Annotated in this window: 11 protein-coding genes and 1 pseudogene; 7 read left to right on the top strand and 5 right to left on the bottom strand. The window is 73.7% G+C overall.

The genetic code is table 11. From position 1 onward, the window contains the following. Nucleotides 1-73: 73 nt before the first annotated feature. A pseudogene (locus ACFYMO_RS08905) lies at nucleotides 74-2,722 on the top strand (ComEC/Rec2 family competence protein); the annotation flags it as partial. A gap of 79 nt (nucleotides 2,723-2,801) precedes the next feature. Here the strand turns inward: ACFYMO_RS08905 and ACFYMO_RS08900 are convergent. Continuing rightward, entirely contained in the window at nucleotides 2,802-3,047 is a 246-nt protein-coding gene (locus ACFYMO_RS08900; protein ID WP_366774841.1) for a hypothetical protein, read from the bottom strand. 240 nt (nucleotides 3,048-3,287) lie between these two features. Between ACFYMO_RS08900 and holA the strand changes: the two genes are divergently transcribed. Continuing rightward, on the top strand, nucleotides 3,288-4,277 hold the full coding sequence (gene holA / locus ACFYMO_RS08895; protein WP_388545268.1) for a DNA polymerase III subunit delta: 990 nt from the start codon (nucleotides 3,288-3,290) through the stop codon (nucleotides 4,275-4,277). Between the two features lie 345 nt (nucleotides 4,278-4,622). Here holA and rpsT read toward each other — a convergent pair whose 3' ends face one another. Continuing rightward, the gene (gene rpsT, locus ACFYMO_RS08890; protein WP_074998680.1) at nucleotides 4,623-4,889 is read right to left on the bottom strand and encodes a 30S ribosomal protein S20; all 267 of its coding nucleotides are present in this window, start codon (nucleotides 4,887-4,889) and stop codon (nucleotides 4,623-4,625) included. A 255-nt stretch (nucleotides 4,890-5,144) separates the two neighbouring features. On the opposite strand from rpsT, the gene lepA reads away from it, so the two are divergent. The 3 genes from lepA (at nucleotide 5,145) to ACFYMO_RS08875 (ending at nucleotide 11,897) form a co-directional block, all read left to right on the top strand. Continuing rightward, nucleotides 5,145-7,019 (top strand): translation elongation factor 4, encoded by a 1,875-nt coding sequence (lepA, locus tag ACFYMO_RS08885; RefSeq protein ID WP_366774834.1) that lies wholly within the window; start codon nucleotides 5,145-5,147, stop codon nucleotides 7,017-7,019. Between the two features lie 271 nt (nucleotides 7,020-7,290). Next, nucleotides 7,291-9,183 (top strand): AMP-dependent synthetase/ligase, encoded by a 1,893-nt coding sequence (locus tag ACFYMO_RS08880; protein ID WP_388545265.1) that lies wholly within the window; start codon nucleotides 7,291-7,293, stop codon nucleotides 9,181-9,183. 755 nt (nucleotides 9,184-9,938) lie between these two features. After that, nucleotides 9,939-11,897, top strand: coding sequence for a SpoIIE family protein phosphatase (locus tag ACFYMO_RS08875; protein ID WP_388545262.1), 1,959 nt, complete (start codon nucleotides 9,939-9,941; stop codon nucleotides 11,895-11,897). 101 nt (nucleotides 11,898-11,998) lie between these two features. Here the strand turns inward: ACFYMO_RS08875 and hemW are convergent, their stop codons facing one another. From hemW to ACFYMO_RS08860, 3 genes are all read right to left on the bottom strand, one after another. Then, the gene (gene hemW, locus ACFYMO_RS08870; RefSeq protein ID WP_366774837.1) at nucleotides 11,999-13,246 is read right to left on the bottom strand and encodes a radical SAM family heme chaperone HemW; all 1,248 of its coding nucleotides are present in this window, start codon (nucleotides 13,244-13,246) and stop codon (nucleotides 11,999-12,001) included. A 204-nt stretch (nucleotides 13,247-13,450) separates the two neighbouring features. Next, entirely contained in the window at nucleotides 13,451-14,299 is an 849-nt protein-coding gene (locus ACFYMO_RS08865; RefSeq protein WP_366774838.1) for a DUF3097 domain-containing protein, read from the bottom strand. Between the two features lie 41 nt (nucleotides 14,300-14,340). Beyond that, on the bottom strand, nucleotides 14,341-15,084 hold the full coding sequence (locus tag ACFYMO_RS08860; protein ID WP_366774839.1) for an MBL fold metallo-hydrolase: 744 nt from the start codon (nucleotides 15,082-15,084) through the stop codon (nucleotides 14,341-14,343). Between the two features lie 281 nt (nucleotides 15,085-15,365). Here ACFYMO_RS08860 and hrcA point away from each other — a divergent pair, with 281 nt between their 5' ends. Continuing rightward, nucleotides 15,366-16,382 (top strand): heat-inducible transcriptional repressor HrcA, encoded by a 1,017-nt coding sequence (hrcA, locus tag ACFYMO_RS08855; protein WP_026004907.1) that lies wholly within the window; start codon nucleotides 15,366-15,368, stop codon nucleotides 16,380-16,382. 1 nt (nucleotide 16,383) lies between these two features. Further along, complete coding sequence (gene dnaJ, locus ACFYMO_RS08850; RefSeq protein WP_366774840.1) at nucleotides 16,384-17,517, top strand: molecular chaperone DnaJ; 1,134 nt, start codon at nucleotides 16,384-16,386, stop codon at nucleotides 17,515-17,517. Nucleotides 17,518-17,644: the final 127 nt, after the last annotated feature.

Raw genomic sequence — 17,644 nt, 5'->3', positions numbered from 1 at the left:
CGCATCCCGGCCCGGCCCCCTGGGCGCCGCCGCCTGGGCGCCCGCGCCGGATCGTGCGGCTGCCGGTCGCCCCGTGGGGGACGGAGAGGAGCCACCGGATCTGCGGCTGGTGCTGCCCGCCGGGGCGGCGTGGGCGGCCGCCGCCCTCGCCCTGGGCGCTTCGGCGGAGCATGCGGCGCTCGGCGTCGTCCTCTGCGCTGCCGCCGGGCTGGCCCTGCTGGCCGGGCCTCTCCGGCGCCGGGGTCCCGCGACCCCGTCGCCCATCGGGCCGGGGCGCGCCGGGTCCGGTGGGCGCGGTGCGCCCACGGTGCGGGGCGCTGCCGGAAGCGGCCCCGGGCGCAAGGATCCGGCGGGCCCGACGCTGTCGGTGAGCGCTGCCGTGGCCCTGTTGTGCGCCGCGGCGGCGGGTGGGACGGCGGCCCTGCACGCCGCCGATCTGCACCGGGGCCCGTTACCCGGACTCGCCGCCGACCACGCGCGGGTGGCGGTAGAGGTCACCGTCGCCGAGGACCCGCATCCCAGCCGGCCCAGGACGCTCGGTGCGCGGCAGCTCGCCGGGAGGGTGGTGGTCCGCGCCGACGCGGTCGCGCTGGTCGGCGCATCCGGCAGCCGGACCCGGCTGCGGACGCCGGTGCTGCTGCTGGTCCGCCCCGAGCGGGACGGCGGCCCGGCCGACCGGGAGCGGGCCGGGCCGGAAGGCGCCCGGGAAACCGGCAACGGCCGGGGGGCGGACAGCGCGGCGCGGAGCGCCTGGTTGCGGCTGCTGCCCTCCACCCGGCTGCGGGTGGAGGCCGACCTCAGGCCTCCCGCGCCCGGTGGGCGGGGCGGCCGGGAGATCGCGGCGGTACTGCGGGTGCGGTCCGGTCCACCGCGGATCGTGGCGGGGCCCACCGCTGTCCAGCGGGCGGCGGGCGCGCTGCGCGCCGGACTCCGGGAGGCGAGCGGGGGGCTGGAGGCGGACGCGCGAGGACTGCTGCCCGGGCTGGTGGTCGGTGACACCTCCCGATTGAGCCGGGAGCTGGCGGACGCCTTCCGGGCGGTCGACATGACACACCTGCTCGCGGTGAGCGGAAGCAACCTCTCGATCATGCTGGCGCTTCTCATCGGTCCGCCCGGCCTCGCCCACCGGGCGGAGCGCCGGGGTCTCGCACCCCGGCTCGGCCTTCCGCTGCGGGCCACCGCGGTCGCGGCCGCGCTGCTGACGCTGGGTTTCGTCGTGGTGTGCAGACCGGATCCGAGCGTGCTGCGGGCGGCGGCCTGCGGACTGATCACGGTGTGGGCCATCGGCACCGGGCGGCGGTGCTCCCTGCTGCCCGCGCTGGCAGCGGCCGTGCTGCTGCTGGTGTGCTACGACCCGTGGCTGGCCCGGGACTTCGGATTCCTGCTCTCCGTGCTGGCCACGGCGTCCTTGCTGACGGTGGCACCGCGCTGGTCGGAAGCGCTGCGGCGGCGCGGCTGGCCCGGCAGGGCAGCGGAGGCGCTGGCCGCCGCAGCCGCGGCGCAGGCCGCCTGTGCGCCCGTGGTGGTGGTGCTGGCGGCGCATGTGAGCCTGCTCGCGGTGCCCTGCAACCTGCTGGCGGAGTTCCTGGTCGCACCGGCCACCGTGCTGGGATTCGCCGCGCTCGCCGCCGCCCCGGTCGCGATGCCCGCGGCGGAGGGGCTCGCCTGGCTGGCGGGCTGGCCGGTGAGTGCCGTCGCCGGTGTCGCGCGCACGGGCGCCGGCCTGCCGGGCGCGGAGATCGGCTGGTCGGGCGGCTGGCCGGGCGCGCTGGGGCTGGCGGCCCTGCTGGCCGGGGCCCTGGCGGTGCTGCACAGGTCCGCCGCGTGCCGCCCCTGGCTGGGGGCCGCCTGCGCGCTGGGCGTGCTGCTGGCCGTGCTGCGCCCTCTACCGCTGGTCCGGCCGTTCACCGGGTGGCCCCCGGCGGGCTGGCGGATGGTGGCCTGCGATGTCGGGCAGGGGGACGCGCTGGTGCTCGCGCTGGACGGGGAGCGCGGCGGCGCGGGCGGGGCGGTCGTGGTCGACGCGGGACCCGAACCCGACGCTGTCGACCGGTGCTTGCGTGATCTCGGGGTGCGCAGCGTTCCGCTGGTCGTGCTGACCCACTTCCACGCCGACCATGTGGCCGGGCTCCCCGGGGTGCTGCGCGGGCGGAGCGTCGGGGAGATCCGCACGACGGCGCTGGCGGAGCCGCCCGGCCAGGCGGCGTTCGTGCGCGGCACGGCCCGCGGTGCGGGAGTGCCGGTACGCCTCTCGCACGCGGGGGAGCGGCAGCGTGCCGGAGACCTGCGGTGGGAGGTGGTGTGGCCCCCGCCGGACCCCGTGGACGGGGGTGCTGCCCCAAGTCCACGTGGCGCCGGTGGCGGCGGAACCGGGGGCGACGGAGCCAACGATGCCAGCGTCACCCTGCTCGTCCGCACGGCGGGTCTGCGCCTCTTCCTCCCCGGCGACCTCGAACCCGAGGCGCAGCAGGCGCTGCTCGCCGCCCGGCCCGGCCTGCCGCGGGTGGACGTGCTCAAAGTCGCGCACCACGGGTCGCGCTTCCAGGCCCCGGCACTGCTGCGGCGGCTCCGGCCCCGGGTGGCGCTGGTCTCGGCCGGCCGGGAGAACCCGTACGGGCACCCCGCGCCCGAGACACTGCACGCCCTGTCCGCAGCGGGTGCCCTCGTGGCGCGGACGGACCGGCACGGGGCGCTGGCACTGACCCGGTGCCCGGACGGCACCCCCGCCGTGGTGACCCGGCGGGGCACCCCCGGCGCCGGCGGTGCCCCCGCGGGATCTGCTGCGGCCTCCGGCGGGAGGGTCAGTCGCGCTCCAGCCAGCCCTCGTGCGCTGCCGCGACCTCTTCCAGCAGGGCGGGATCGCAGACGGCGGGTGGATCTTCGAGCACCACCAGCCACTGGGCGTCCTCGGCGTCGTCCTCTCCGGCGAGGGCATCGCGGACGAGGTCGGGCTCCTCGGCGAGTCCGAGGCGCTCCTCCAGCGTCGCGGCGACCTTCTCGGCCGCCTCCCGGTCGGGCAGCACCAGTACATGCCGTACGTCGTTCACCGGGGCATTCTCTCAACCGCCCCGAAGACCGCACCCGGCCCCCCGGGGGGCGGGGCCCGGGTCCGGAGGTCCCGGCCCCGCTCGGAGCCGCGTTCCGGCGAGTGGGCAGCGCCGGTTCCCGGGCCGCCGCTGCCCGGACCACCGGTGTCACGGAGGCGTGCGTGCACCGGGAGGGCGGAGAAGCCGGCGGTGGGGGCTCGTAGGGCTGTTGTGTCGGTGCGGCGTGGGATGCTGTTCGCGATGGCTGGTACGCGTAGCAAGACCCCGGACGATCCGCTCGCGCCCGTGACCGTGGCGGTGGGGCAGGAAGAGCTGCTCATCGAGCGTGCCGTGCGGGTGGTGATCGATGCCGCACGCGCCGCGGACGCCGACACGGATGTGCGGGACCTGGCGTCCGGCGAGCTCCAGCCCGGCACGCTGGACGAGCTGACCAGCCCCTCGCTCTTCGCCGAGCGGAAGGTCGTCGTGGTGCGCGCTGCGCAGGACCTCGCGGCGGAGACGGTCAAGGACGTGAAGGCGTATCTGACGGCGCCGGTCGAGGAGATCACCCTGGTGCTGGTGCACCAGGGCGGTGCCAAGGGCAAGGGGCTGCTGGACGCGGCGCGGAAGGCGGGCGCGCGCGAGGTCGAGTGCCCGAAGATGACCAGGCCCGCGGACCGGCTCGCCTTCGTCCGGGGCGAGTTCCGTGCCCTGGGGCGGTCGGCGACGTCCGAGGCGTGCCAGGCGCTGGTGGACGCCATCGGCAGCGATCTGCGCGAACTGGCCTCGGCCTGCCGGCAGCTCACCGCCGATGTCGAGGGCACCGTGGACGAGGCAGTGGTCGGCCGTTATTACACCGGCCGGGCCGAGGCGTCCAGCTTCACCGTCGCCGACCGGGCGGTCGAGGGGAAGGCCGCCGAGGCGCTGGAGACGTTGCGCTGGGCGGTCTCCACGGGAGTGGCACCGGTGCTGATCACCAGCGCGCTGGCACAGGGAGTGCGGGCCATCGGCAAGCTCGCAGGGGCCCCGCGCGGGGCGCGGCCGGGCGACCTCGCACGGGAGCTGGGCATGCCTCCGTGGAAGATCGACCGGGTGCGTCAGCAGACCCGCGGCTGGACGCCGGACGGGGTGGCCGCCGCGCTGCGCGCCGTCGCCGCGGCGGATGCGGCTGTCAAGGGCGGCGGAATGGATCCGGAGTACGCGCTGGAGAAGGCCGTCGTCACCATCGCGAGTGCCGCCCGCTCCCGCTGACCGCGCACCCACTGCCGTCCGCTGTCTGCCTCCCCCTCGCCCCGCGCCTCCGGTCCGGGTGGCCCGAGTCCGGCATGCGCCGCCATCCGGCATGCGCAGTCGGCCCACCGCGAAAGCCGGCACGACGAAGGCCCCGTCCGAGCCCTGGGGAGGGGCTGGGGCGGGGCCTTCGCTGTCTGTCCGGTGCGCCGCACCCGCGTGGCGAACGCAGGCCGCGTGCGGCGCCCTGTCTCAAGCGGTTGCTCGGGCGTACGGCGGATGAGAGAGGGCCCGCCACATGCCGTCCGAGCGGTCATTCCGAGCGTCGGGGAGACCGACGAGCTGCGGAGTGCTCCGAGAGGGCGGTCAGCCCTTGAGGGTGGCCACGTGCTTGGCCAGCGCGGCCTTCTTGTTGGCCGCGTTGTTCTTGTGCAGGACACCCTTGCTGGCGGCCTTGTCGAGCTTCCGGGCGGCGACCTGCTGCGCCTCGGCCGCCTTGGCGGCGTCACCGGCGGAGACGGCCTCGCGGGTGCGGCGGATCGCGGTCTTCAGCTCGGACTTCACGGCCTTGTTGCGCTGCCGGGCCTTCTCGTTGGTCTTGATCCGCTTGATCTGGGACTTGATGTTCGCCACGAATGAGCCTTTGCGGTTCGGAGTTTTCAAACGCTGGTGCCGAGCAGGCACCCTTCAGTGCCATAAGGCACAGTCGGTCAGGCTACCAGCCGGGGCAGCACCCCTCCCAATCCGGTCGGTGCCCCGTGCGCATGGGACCATGGGATGCGACACATCCGTCTCGACGGGCCCGCACCGGGCCGCCGAAGGTGTTCGAGACCTCGCCGAACGAACCGACAGCCCGAAACCGACAGGCCAGAACCGACAGGACACTGCGTGCCCGCGACCCCAACGAACGCGCCGGAGCCGAGCCGTACCGACCCGGCGCTGATCCGTAACTTCTGCATCATCGCGCACATCGACCACGGCAAGTCCACGCTTGCCGACCGGATGCTCCAGCTCACCGGCGTCGTGGACAAGAGGCAGATGCGTGCGCAGTACCTCGACCGTATGGACATCGAGCGCGAGCGGGGCATCACGATCAAGTCCCAGGCCGTGCGGATGCCCTGGGCCCCCACGGACGACGCGTCCACCCCGCACGTCCTGAACATGATCGACACCCCTGGGCACGTGGACTTCACCTACGAGGTCTCCCGCTCGCTCGCGGCCTGCGAGGGGTGCATCCTCCTGGTGGACGCCGCGCAGGGGATCGAGGCGCAGACCCTCGCCAATCTCTATCTGGCGATGGAACACGACCTCACGATCATCCCCGTGCTGAACAAGATCGACCTGCCCGCGGCGCAGCCGGAGAAGTTCGCCGCCGAGCTGGCGCACCTCATCGGCTGCGAGCCGGGTGACGTGCTGCGCGTCTCGGCCAAGACCGGTGAGGGCGTCGAGGAGCTGCTGGACCAGGTCGTGCGCCAGGTCACCCCGCCGACCGGGAACGCGGAGGCGCCGGCCCGCGCGATGATCTTCGATTCGGTCTACGACGCGTACCGCGGTGTGGTCACCTACATCAAGGTCGTCGACGGGATGCTCGGCAGGCGCGAGCGGATCCGGATGATGTCCACCGGGGCCACCCACGAGCTGCTGGAGATCGGTGCGAACTCGCCGGAGATGACGCCCGCCGACGGGCTGGGTGTGGGCGAGGTCGGCTATCTGATCACCGGTGTGAAGGACGTCCGCCAGTCCAAGGTGGGCGACACCGTCACGCAGCTGACCAAGGGCGCCGAGGAGCCGCTGCCCGGCTACAAGGACCCCAAGCCGATGGTGTTCTCGGGGTTGTATCCGCTGGACGGCTCCGACTATCCGGAGCTGCGTGACGCCCTGGACAAGCTGCTGCTCAACGACGCCGCGCTGACCTACGAGCCGGAGACGTCCGCGGCGCTGGGCTTCGGCTTCCGGGTGGGCTTCCTGGGGCTGCTGCACCTGGAGGTGATCCGGGAGCGGCTGGAGCGGGAGTTCGGCCTCGACCTGATCGCCACGGCGCCCAACGTGATCTACCGCGTGGAGATGGAGGACGGCACCGAGTACGTGGTGACCAACCCCAGCGAGTTCCCCACCGGGAAGACCGCCACGGTGCACGAGCCGGTGGTGCGCGCGACGCTCATCGCGCCCAGCGAGTTCATCGGCGCGATCATGGAGCTGTGCCAGTCGCGGCGCGGCGCCTTGCAGGGCATGGACTACCTGTCCGAGGACCGGGTGGAGCTGCGGTACACGCTGCCGCTCGCGGAGATCGTCTTCGACTTCTTCGACGCGCTGAAGTCCAAGACCCGCGGCTACGCCTCGCTGGACTACGAGCCGACCGGCGAGCAGACGGCCGACCTGGTCAAGGTCGACATCCTCCTCCAGGGCGACAAGGTGGACGCGTTCTCCGCGATCGTGCACAAGGAGAAGGCGTACTCCTACGGCACCCGGATGGCCAACAAGCTGCGGGAGCTGATTCCGCGGCAGCAGTTCGAGGTGCCCATCCAGGCGGCTGTCGGCGCCCGTGTCATCGCCCGCGAGACGATCCGCGCGATCCGCAAGGACGTCCTGGCCAAGTGCTACGGCGGCGACATCTCGCGGAAGCGGAAGCTGCTGGAGAAGCAGAAGGAAGGCAAGAAGCGGATGAAGGTCGTCGGGCGGGTGGAGGTGCCGCAGGAGGCGTTCATCGCGGCGCTCTCCAGTGACGACTCCGGCGGCGACGCCAAGGCCAAGGCCAAGAAGTAGCCCGGCGCGCGCCGCGGCGGCGGCCGGTCCGCACCCCGGCCGCCGCCGCGCCCGCCGTGCTGCCGTGGCGGTCCGGTCGGCGGCTCTGCCGACGGTACCCGTGTGCGCTCCGCAGCAGCCCCCTTACGTAGCGGTAGACCCCTTACGTAAGGGGGCTGCTGCCTTTACTCTGATCACTGCTCAGTAGTTACTCGTGAGTCAATAAGCGCGAGCCGACACGCAGCAGGACGAAGCAGGACGACGAAGCAGGACGCGGGTCCCGGAGGATGTCGTGAGCGACACACAGTCCCTGATCGAGAACCGGCCGCCTTCCGTGGCCACGCTCTTCCTGGAGCGGGTCGAGGCCACACCCGACGCGGAGGCGTACCGCTATCCGGTGATCCGCCCCGCGGGCCAGGACGAGGGCCCGGACGAGTGGCGCTCCTACAGCTGGCGCGAGGCGGCCGAGCGGGTGTTCTCGATCGCGGCGGGGCTCATGGACCTGGGGGTGCGCCCCGAGGAACGGGTCGGCATCGCCTCCAGCACCCGGATCGAGTGGATCCTCTCCGACCTGGGCATCCTGTGCGCGGGCGCCGCCACCACCACCGTCTACCCCAGCACCAACGATTCCGAGACGGCCTACATCCTCGCCGACTCCGACAGCAGGGTGCTGATCGCCGAGGACGCCGACCAGCTCGCCAAGGTCCGCGCGCACCGGGACGAGTTGCCGAACCTGGCGCATGTCGTGCTCGTCGACGGGGAGCCCGGGGCCGAGGACGCGGCGGGCGACTGGGCGCTGAGCTTCGCGGAGCTGGAGCGGCGGGGCGCCGCCTACCGGGAGAAGCACCCCGACGCCATCACCGAGACGGTGCAGGGGCTGCGCTCGGACCAGTTGGCCACCCTCATCTACACCTCCGGTACGACGGGAAAGCCGAAGGGTGTCCGGCTGGCGCAGGACGCCTGGTCGTACATGGCTCGTGCGGTGCCGCAGACGGGGCTGCTGAACAGCGACGACGTGCAGTACCTGTGGCTGCCGCTGGCGCACGTCTTCGGCAAGATGCTGATCTCCGTGCAGATCGACTCCGGACACGTCATCGCGGTGGACGGCCGGGTCGACAAGATCATCGACAATCTTCCGGTCGTCCAGCCGACGAAGATGTGCGCGGTGCCGCGAATCTTCGAGAAGGTCTACAACGGCGTCGCGCAGAAGGCGCGGGCCGGCGGCGGTGCCAAGTACAAGATCTTCCAGTGGGCGGCCGAGGTGGCCCGCGAGTACGCGCGCACGACACAGGACAACCAGCGCCGCACCGGAGTGCCGGACGCGCCGACCGGGCTCAAGGTCAAGCACGCCCTGGCCGACCGGCTCGTCTACAGCAAGCTGCGGGACGCGTTCGGCGGCCGGATGGTCGGCTGCGTCTCCGGTTCGGCCGCGCTCGCCCCCGATCTCGGCTACTTCTTCGCCGGAGCGGGCATCCCGGTCCTGGAGGGCTACGGACTCACCGAGTCGTCCGCCGCCAGTTTCTGCAACCGCACCGACAACTTCCGCACCGGCACCGTCGGCAAGCCGATGCCCGGTACCGAGGTGCGGATCGCGGACGACGGCGAGATCCTGCTGCGCGGCCCCGGCATCATGCAGGGGTACCACGGGCTGGCGGACAAGACCGCCGAAGTGCTGGAGGAGGACGGCTGGTTCCACACCGGCGACATCGGCGAACTGTCGGACGACGGCTACCTGCGGATCACCGACCGCAAGAAGGACCTGATCAAGACCTCCGGGGGCAAGTACATCGCGCCCGCCGAGGTGGAGGGCCAGTTCAAGGCGATCTGCCCGTACGTCTCCAACATCCTGGTGCACGGCGCGGGTCGGAACTACTGCACCGCCCTGATCACACTGGACGAACCGGCGCTCACGGCGTGGGCGGCGGACCACGAGGACCTCAAGGGCAAGCCCTACGCCGAGGTGGTCGCCTCCGAGCAGGTGCGCGCCCTGGTGGACGGCTATGTCGAGCAGCTCAACGCGGGGCTCCAGCGCTGGCAGACGGTCAAGAAGTTCCGGGTCCTGCCGCGGGACCTGGACATCGAGCACGGTGAGCTGACGCCCAGCCTCAAGATGAAGCGCCCGGTGGTGGAGCGGGAGTACGGCGAGCTGATCGAGGAGATGTACGAGGGCACTCGCGAACGCTGAGGCCCGCCCCGGGCCGCATACCGCGGCCCGCAGCTCGACGGGGGCGGGGCGGCAGCAGCCGCCCTCCGGTGGCCGGGGCAGCGGAGCGGCGACCGCCAGGATCCGGGCAACGCGTTTCAGGGGCGCGGCCGGGGCTGCTGCTTCGCGGGCCGGCGCGCACGGTGCCGGCGTTCCGCCTGCCGCCGGGTCCCGGGCCCGGCCGGGAAGTTCCCACGGAGAATGACCAGTCCGCTCGCACCGCCCGATGTGCTGGGCTGTCTCCGCCTGATGCGCTGAGCTGTCTCGAAACCGTCCGTCCCGGGCAGGGCTGTGTCCAGCAGCACCGGCGCGCACTCCGGCGCCGACGGCGCCCGTGGCGCCTCCGGGCCCGCCCGCACCACCGGCAGAGGAGCCCCTGAACACGGCCTCCGGCTCCAGGAAGCCGTCCACCGTCATGGCGTCGGCGGGCAGGAGGCCCGCCTCCTCGGCGGCCGCACGCCCGAGTGGCGGTGTGCGCCTCGCCGCACCGCCGACCGTCATGGTTCCGGCCGGTCGCGGAGCGCGCGCCGGTCGCGGCGCGGAACCGGGGAAGGCAGCAGGTTATCCGGCTGCCGGGCGATGTCAATCGCACACGGGCGCGAGCCGCAGTCTTGGGCCACCATTTCCGTGACTCGGCGCATATGAGCGGGCCCCTTCTGTCACCCTTGCTCCACCGCGCCGAGCGTGGTGAGGGAACGGCCGGGGGTGTGCCCGGGAAAGGCCCGGGGAGGGGTGCGATGAACAGCGTGGACGAGGCGGGGATGGCGCAGTCGGCGGAGAGGAAGGGCGGCGCCGGGGCGGACACGGCGATCGCGGTGCCGCCGCCGCTCGCGGCACCGGGCGGGGGCGGGATGCCGTATGCCGTGCGGACGGAACTGCCGGGCAACGCGCTCGCCGCCGGTGCGGCCCGCCGCTTCGCCCGGGTGGCACTGAGCCGCTGGGGCGTGCACGGGACGCCGGCGGACGACGCGGTGCTGCTGGTCAGTGAACTGGTCACGAACGCGGTGGTGCACGCGGGGACATCGGTCGGACTGGAGTGCCGGTATGCGGCGGGGGTTCTCTACGCCGAGGTCGCCGATCTCCACCCGGCCCGCCGGGTCGCCGCGCACGGCGAGGAGGGGCACGGCCTGCGGCTGGTCGGCGCGCTCGCCAAGGAGTGGGGTTTCAGCTACCGCCGGGACCGCAAGTCGGTGTGGTTCCAGCTCGGCACGGCAGCCCACCCCCCGGACGCCGGCGACGGCGCAGGTGCAGAGACAGCCGCGGACGCCGCACGGGAGACGGGTGCCGTTCGGGAGAGGCAGCGGGCGGGTACCCCGGCCTTCGGCCCGCTTCCCGGCGGCGCCCCGCGCGAGGGGCCCGGTGACGGCCTGTCGCGCAGACCGCAGTCGTGCCCGTCCGGGGGCCCGGTGGAAGAGCCGGGCGGTGCCGCGCAGTGCCCGGCGCCCCGGCTCCCGCACCGGGACTGGATGTGCAACGGCGCGCTCTCCTTCCTCGCCGAGGCGTCCGACATGCTGGCCGGGCACACGGACGAGGACAAGGTCGCCTCGCTCGCCGGGCAGCTGATGGTGCCCCGCTTCGCCGACTGGTGCGCGGTGTGGCTGCTGGACGACGAGCGCTCCCGACTGCCCCGGCTGGCCCGGGTCTGGCACGCGCAGGAGGGCCGGATCGAGGAACTGCGCGCCCGGCTCGCCGGGGAACCGCCCGCCCCCGCGGGCCGTGTGCTGCCGGGGCGGGCGTCCCCCTGGCGCCGGCCGGAGGACGCCGCGGCGGGCGGCGGCAGCGGTGCCTCGGCCCAGTGCGATCTGGTGGTCGGCGGCCGCCTGGTCGGCACGCTGGTGATCGGACGTGCCGGACTGCTGCGGATACCGGACGAAGTGCTGGGTCTGGTGGAGGACTTCACCCGCCGGGTGGCGCTCGCGGTGCTCTCCGCCCGCCGCTACGCGCTCCAGGAGAACATCAGCCGGATCCTCCAGCGCGGGCTGCTGCCCAGCGAGGAGATGCACGTCCCCGGCCTGGACACCGCGCTGGTCTACGAACCGGTCGGTGAGGGCACATGGGCGGGCGGCGACTTCTACGACCTGCTGCGGTTGCCGGACGGCCGCTGGCGGTTCGCCCTCGGTGATGTCTGCGGCAACGGCCCCGAAGCCGCCGTGGTCACCGGACTGGCCCGCCCGGTCCTGCGGCTGCTGGCCCGCGAGGGCCACTCCGTGCCCGAGACCCTGGACCGGCTCAACCGGGAGGTCGGTGAGCAGGCCCGGTTCCTGTCCGTCGTCTACGGGGAACTCGCCTTCCGGGACGGCCTGGTGGATTGCACGCTCACTTGCGCCGGGCATCCGCTGCCGCTCGTCCGGGACGCCGCGGGGCAGGTGCGGACCGCCGCGCTGCCGCAGTTACTCCTCGGGGTCGCCCAGCAGGTCAGTTACGAGTGCCAGTCCTTCACGCTGCACCCCGGCGACACGCTGCTGTGCGTCACCGACGGGGTGACCGAACGGCGTTGCGGCCGTCGGCTGTTCGACGACGGCGACGGACTGGCGGCGTGCTTCGCCGACTCCGCGGGGCTGGACGCGGGCGGGACGGCCGAGCGGCTGCGCCGCGCGGTGTACGCCTTCGCGCCGGATCTGCCCGCCGACGACCTGGCGATGCTGGTGCTGCGGCTGCCGGAGGCCACCGGCACCGCCGCCGCGAGCACCGGCTGACCGACGACCCGGCCGCGCACACCGGCTGACCGGGCGGCACCGCGCGGCGTGGCCGGAAACCGTGCCCCGCTCCCCGCGCCGCGCATCCCCGCGCGGGCGGCTCAGTCCACCAGGTCCCGGACGACCGCGTCGGCCAGCAGGCGGCCGCGCAGCGTCAGCACGGCCCGGCCGGCCTCGTACGGGCCAGGTTCCAGCAGCCCGTCGGCACGCGCCCGGGCGGCCGCCCGGGCGCCGTCGGGGGCCAGCAGCGAGAGGGGGCAGCCCTGGCGGAGCCGCAGCTCCAGCAGGATCCGCTCGACCCGCCGGTCCTCGTCGCCGAGCAGCTCCCGGCCCGCGCCGGGTGAGCGGCCCTCGGCCAGCGCCCGCGCGTAGCCGGCCGGGTGCTTGACGTTCCACCAGCGCACCCCGCCGACGTGGCTGTGGGCGCCCGGTCCGGCGCCCCACCAGTCGGCGCCCGTCCAGTACAGCTCGTTGTGCCGGCACCGGGCGGCCGGGTCGCCCGCCACCGCCCAGTTGGAGACCTCGTACCACTCCAGGCCGGCGGCGGCCAGCCGCTCCTCGGCGATCAGATAGCGGTCGGCGTGCACGTCGTCGTCGGTCATCGGCACCTCGCCGCGCCGCACCCGCCGGGCGAGCCGGGTGCCCTCCTCCACGATGAGCGCGTACGCCGAGATGTGGTCCGGGCCCGCGGCCAGCGCGGCGTCCAGGGAGGCGCGCCAGTCCTCGTCCGTCTCGCCCGGCGTCCCGTAGATCAGATCCAGGTTCACGTGCGCGAAGCCCGCCTTGCGGGCCTCCGCGACGCACTCCTCCGGCCGGCCGGGCGTGTGGGTGCGCTCCAGCACCCGCAGCACGTGCTCGCGTGCGCTCTGCATGCCGAACGAGATCCGGTTGAATCCGGCCTCCCGCAGCTCGGCCAGGTAGCCCGGGTCCACCGAGTCCGGGTTCGCCTCGGTGGTGATCTCGGCGTCCTCGGCCAGTCCGAACTCGTCCCGGACGGCCGCCAGCATGCGGGCCAGGTCGGCGGCGGGCAGCAGGGTGGGGGTGCCGCCGCCGACGAACACCGTCTGGACCCGGCGCGGATCCTCGCCCAGCACCCGGCGGGCCAGCCGGATCTCCTCCGTGAGGCTGTACGCGTAGTTCTCCTGGGAGGCGGCCACCCCGCCGTCGGCGCCGCGCAGCTCGGTGGCGGTGTAGGTGTTGAAGTCGCAGTAGCCGCAGCGGGTGGCGCAGTACGGGACGTGGAGGTAGAAGCCGAGCGGGCGTGCGCTGTCGGCGCCGCCAGTCAGCGTGTGCGGGGGGAGCGAGCCGTCGTGCGGTACGGGCTCGCCGTCGGGCAGTGCGGAGGGCATCCGTCCATTGTCCCCGGTCCGCGTGCGGATGCGGCACCCGCCGGTTCCGGAGGCCGCACGGGCGCCCGCGGCCCGGCTGCGGGCACCCGGCGCGGGCCCGCACCGGCTCTCCCGCGAAGCGCGTACCCCTGCGGTCCGGGCGCGCACCCCGCGGTCCGGGCACGACACCCCTCCGCGGCCCGGCCGGGCGGCTCGCCGGGACGGTCAGGCGCTGTCCGGGGCCGTCACGAAGTCGATCAGTTCTTCCACGCGGCCCAGCAGCGCCGGCTCCAGGTCCTTGTAGCTGCGCACCCGGCCCAGGAGCTGCTGCCAGGCTGCCCCGGTGTGCTCCGGCCAGCCGAGGGCGCGGCACACCCCGGTCTTCCAGTCCTGGCCGCGCGGTACGCGCGGCCAGGCCCGGATGCCCGCCGAGGCGGGTTTCACGGCCTCCCAGATGTCGATGTACGGGTGGCCCACCACCAGCACGTGGTCCCCGCAGACGTCCGCGGCGATCCTGGACTCCTTCGAGCCGGGCACCAGGTGGTCCACCAGCACTCCGAGCCGGGCCCCGGGGCCCGGCGAGAACGCCTCCACGACGGCGGGCAGGTCGTCGACGCCCTCCAAGTACTCCACGACCACCCCCTCGATGCGCAGGTCGTCCCCCCACACCTTCTCGACCAGTTCGGCGTCGTGCCGTCCCTCGACGTAGATCCGCCCGGCGCGTGCCACCCGGGCCCGCGCGCCCGGTACGGCCAGCGAGCCGGAGGCCGTCCGCTGCCGCCCGGCCGGGGCGCCCGTGCCGGGCCCACCGCCGGGCGCGGGCCGTACCAGCGTCACCGTCCGCCCCTCCAGCAGGAAGCCCGCCGCCGCCATGGGGAAGACCCGGTGCTTGCCGAAGCGGTCCTCGAGCGTGACGGTCGGGCCCTCGGCGGTCTTCTCGCACCGCACCACCGCCCCGCAGAAGCCGGTGCTGACCTCCTCCACCACCAGGTCCGGCTCGGCGGCCACCTCCGGCACGGCTCGGGGCCGCTTCCACGGAGGGGTCAGGTCCGGGTTGTCGTAACGGCTGCGCATGCCGCTCATTCTGCTACGTGCCCCGCGGCCCGCTGCCAGCTCTACGGCGTGGAGCGGCGCGCCAGCTCGTCCCGCTGCGTGCGGACGAATGCCGCGTCGACCAGCGCTCCGTGCCCCGGCACGTACACCGCGTCCTCGCCGCCCAGGGCCAGCAGCCGGTCCAGCGCGGCCGGCCAGCGGGAGAGGTGGGCGTCCGCGCCGGCCTGCGGTGCTCCGGACTCCTCCACCAGGTCGCCGCAGAAGACGACGTCGGGGGAGCCGGGCACCAGGACGGCCAGGTCGTGCTCGGTATGCGCGGGGCCGACGTTCACCAGCACGACCTCGCGTCCGCCGAGGTCGAGGGTGAGCTGCCCGCTGACCGGATGGTGCGGGCGCACCAGCACGTCGGCCGCCTCGCCCGCCTCGTCCTCCAGCAGGCCGTGCGCCACGGCGTCGTCCCGCAGTGCGTCGGTGCCGCGGGCCAGCAGTTCGCGGACGCCGACGGCCGCGTACACCTGGGCGCCGGAGAAGACTGCGGTGCCGAAGATGTGGTCGAAGTGCGGATGGGTGAGGACGATCCGCGTCACCCGGCTTCCCAGCAGCGCGGCCACGTCCGCGCGGATTCCGGCGCCCTCCCGCAGGCTGGATCCGGTGTCGACGAGCAGCGCGCCGCCGTCCCCGGCGACGGCGCCGACCGTCGCGTCCCACTGCGGCAGCCTGCGCCGCAGTACCCCGGGGGCGATCCGCTCCCAGCGGCTGTCGGCGGCCGACGGGTCCTGCCTGGCGTCTTCTGCGAACGGCTGCATGGGACGACGCTAACCGGAGCGCCCGGGCGCTGCGCTCCCGGCTGCTCCGCAAGCAGCTCCGCAGGCCGGCCCCCGAGCGGCCCCCGAAGGCGCCTTCGGAAGCCGCGTCCGGGAGTGCGGGCGGGGGGTACCGTCGGGCCTGCGGGCGGGCGGCCCTTGCCCCGGCTGTGGTGACCGGCCGTACACTGGCCCAGGGGCTTGGCACTCCGGCACGAAGAGTGCCAGAGGAAAGCCGCCGGAAACGGGACCTCGGACCAGCGGCCGGACGGGAGGTGTGCGCCGTGCTCAGCGAGCGTCGACTTGAAGTGCTCCGCGCCATCGTCCAGGACTATGTCGGCACGGAGGAGCCGGTGGGCTCCAAGGCCCTCACCGAGCGGCACAACCTCAAGGTGTCCCCGGCCACGGTCCGCAACGACATGGCGGCGCTGGAGGACGACGGATTCATCGCCCAGCCGCACACCAGCGCGGGCCGCATCCCCACCGACAAGGGGTACCGCCTCTTCGTCGACAAGCTCGCCGGGGTCAAGCCGCTCTCCTCGCCCGAGCGCCGTGCCATCCAGAACTTCCTGGAGGGCGCCGTCGACCTCGACGACGTCGTCGGCCGCACGGTGCGGCTGCTGGCGCAGCTCACCCGGCAGGTGGCCGTGGTGCAGTACCCGTCGCTGACCCGCTCGACGGTGCGGCACGTGGAGCTGCTCGGGCTGGCTCCCGCGCGGCTGATGCTGGTGCTGATCACCGACACCGGCCGGGTCGAGCAGCGGCTGATCGACTGCCCGGCGCCGATCGGCGAGGCGGTGCTGGCCGATCTGCGCGCCCGGCTCAACAGCCGGGTGGTCGGCGAGCGGTTCACCGAGGTCCCCTCCCTGGTGCAGGACCTGCCGGAGGCGTTCGACGCCGACGACAGGGGCACGATCCAGACCGTGCTGGCCACCCTGCTGGAGACCCTGGTCGAGGAGACCGAGGAGCGACTGATGATCGGCGGAACCGCCAATCTCACCCGCTTCGGGCACGACTTCCCGCTCACCATCCGGCCCGTTCTGGAGGCGCTGGAGGAGCAGGTCGTGCTGCTGAAGTTGCTCGGAGAAGCCAAGGATCCGGGTATGACCGTACGAATCGGGCATGAGAACCAGCACGAGGGGCTGAGTTCCACATCGGTCGTCTCGGTCGGTTACGGTTCGGGCGACGAAGCAGTCGCCAAACTCGGCGTGGTCGGACCGACCCGCATGGACTACCCCGGAACGATGGGAGCTGTACGCGCAGTGGCACGGTACGTCGGACAGATCCTGGCGGAGTCATAAGGTGGCGACGGACTACTACGCGGTCCTCGGCGTGCAGCGTGACGCCTCGCAGGACGAGATCAAGAAGGCGTTCCGCAGACTCGCGCGCGAGCTGCACCCGGACGTCAACCCGGATCCGAAGACCCAGGAGCGGTTCAAGGAGATCAACACCGCCTACGAGGTGCTCTCGGACCCGCAGAAGAAGCAGGTCTACGACCTGGGCGGGGACCCGGCGTCGGGGGCCGCGGGCGGCGGCGCCGGCGGGTTCGGCGGGGGCTTCGGCAACTTCAGCGACATCATGGACGCCTTCTTCGGCACGGCGGCGCAGCGCGGCCCGCGCTCGCGCACCCGCCGGGGCCAGGACGCCATGATCCGGCTGGACATCGACCTGGAAGAGGCGACGTTCGGCACCACCAAGGAGATCCAGGTCGACACGGCCGTCGTCTGCAACTCCTGCAGCGGTGACGGCGCCGCCCCCGGCACCTCGGCGCAGACCTGCGACATGTGCCGCGGCCGGGGTGAGGTCTCCCAGGTCACCCGGTCCTTCCTGGGTCAGGTGATGACGTCCAGGCCGTGCCCGCAGTGTCAGGGCTTCGGCACCGTGGTGCCCACCCCGTGCCCGGAGTGCGCCGGGGACGGCCGGGTGCGCTCGCGGCGCAGTCTCACCGTGAAGATCCCCGCCGGTGTCGACAACGGCACCCGCATCCAGCTCTCGGGCGAGGGCGAGGTCGGCCCCGGCGGCGGCCCGGCCGGCGACCTGTATGTGGAGATCCACGAGAACGCCCACCCGACCTTCCAGCGCCGCGGCGACGATCTGCACTGCACCGTCACCATCCCGATGACGGCGGCGGCGCTGGGCACGAAGGTGCCGCTGGAGACGCTGGACGGCATGGAGGAGATCGACATCCGTCCCGGCACCCAGTCCGGCCAGTCGGTCCCGCTGCACGAGCGCGGCGTCACCCACCTGCGCGGCGGCGGCCGGGGTCAGCTCATCGTGCATGTCGAGGTGACGACCCCGACCAAGCTGGAGGCGGAGGAGGAGGAGCTGCTGCGGCGGCTGGCCAAGCTCCGCGGTGAGGAGCGGCCCACGGGCCAGTTCCAGCCGGGACAGCAGGGGCTGTTCTCGCGCCTGAAGGACGCCTTCAACGGACGCTGAGCGCAGGCGGCGGGGCCGCGTGTCCTCCGGGCCGGGGGGGTGTCCCTATGGGTTTCGTCAACCTGTAGGGGCTGGTTGGGGGTTGTAGAAGGTGCCGTCGCGGAGCATCGCGAAGAGCACGTCGGCT

It is taken from the genome of Streptomyces sp. NPDC007025, from assembly GCF_042869455.1.
GTDB lineage: Bacteria > Actinomycetota > Actinomycetes > Streptomycetales > Streptomycetaceae > Streptomyces.
Note: the sequence above shows the minus strand (reverse complement) of the source record. Positions and strands in the feature narration are given on the sequence as shown.

Bases quoted from the DNA above. Each gene is read 5' to 3' on its own strand.
- holA (WP_388545268.1), top strand. From the start codon at position 3,288: ATGGCTGGTACGCGTAGCAAGACCCCGGACGATCCGCTCGCGCCCGTG.
- ACFYMO_RS08875 (WP_388545262.1), top strand. From the start codon at position 9,939: ATGAACAGCGTGGACGAGGCGGGGATGGCGCAGTCGGCGGAGAGGAAG.
- hemW (WP_366774837.1), bottom strand. From the start codon at position 13,246: ATGCCCTCCGCACTGCCCGACGGCGAGCCCGTACCGCACGACGGCTCG.
- ACFYMO_RS08865 (WP_366774838.1), bottom strand. From the start codon at position 14,299: ATGCGCAGCCGTTACGACAACCCGGACCTGACCCCTCCGTGGAAGCGG.
- ACFYMO_RS08860 (WP_366774839.1), bottom strand. From the start codon at position 15,084: ATGCAGCCGTTCGCAGAAGACGCCAGGCAGGACCCGTCGGCCGCCGAC.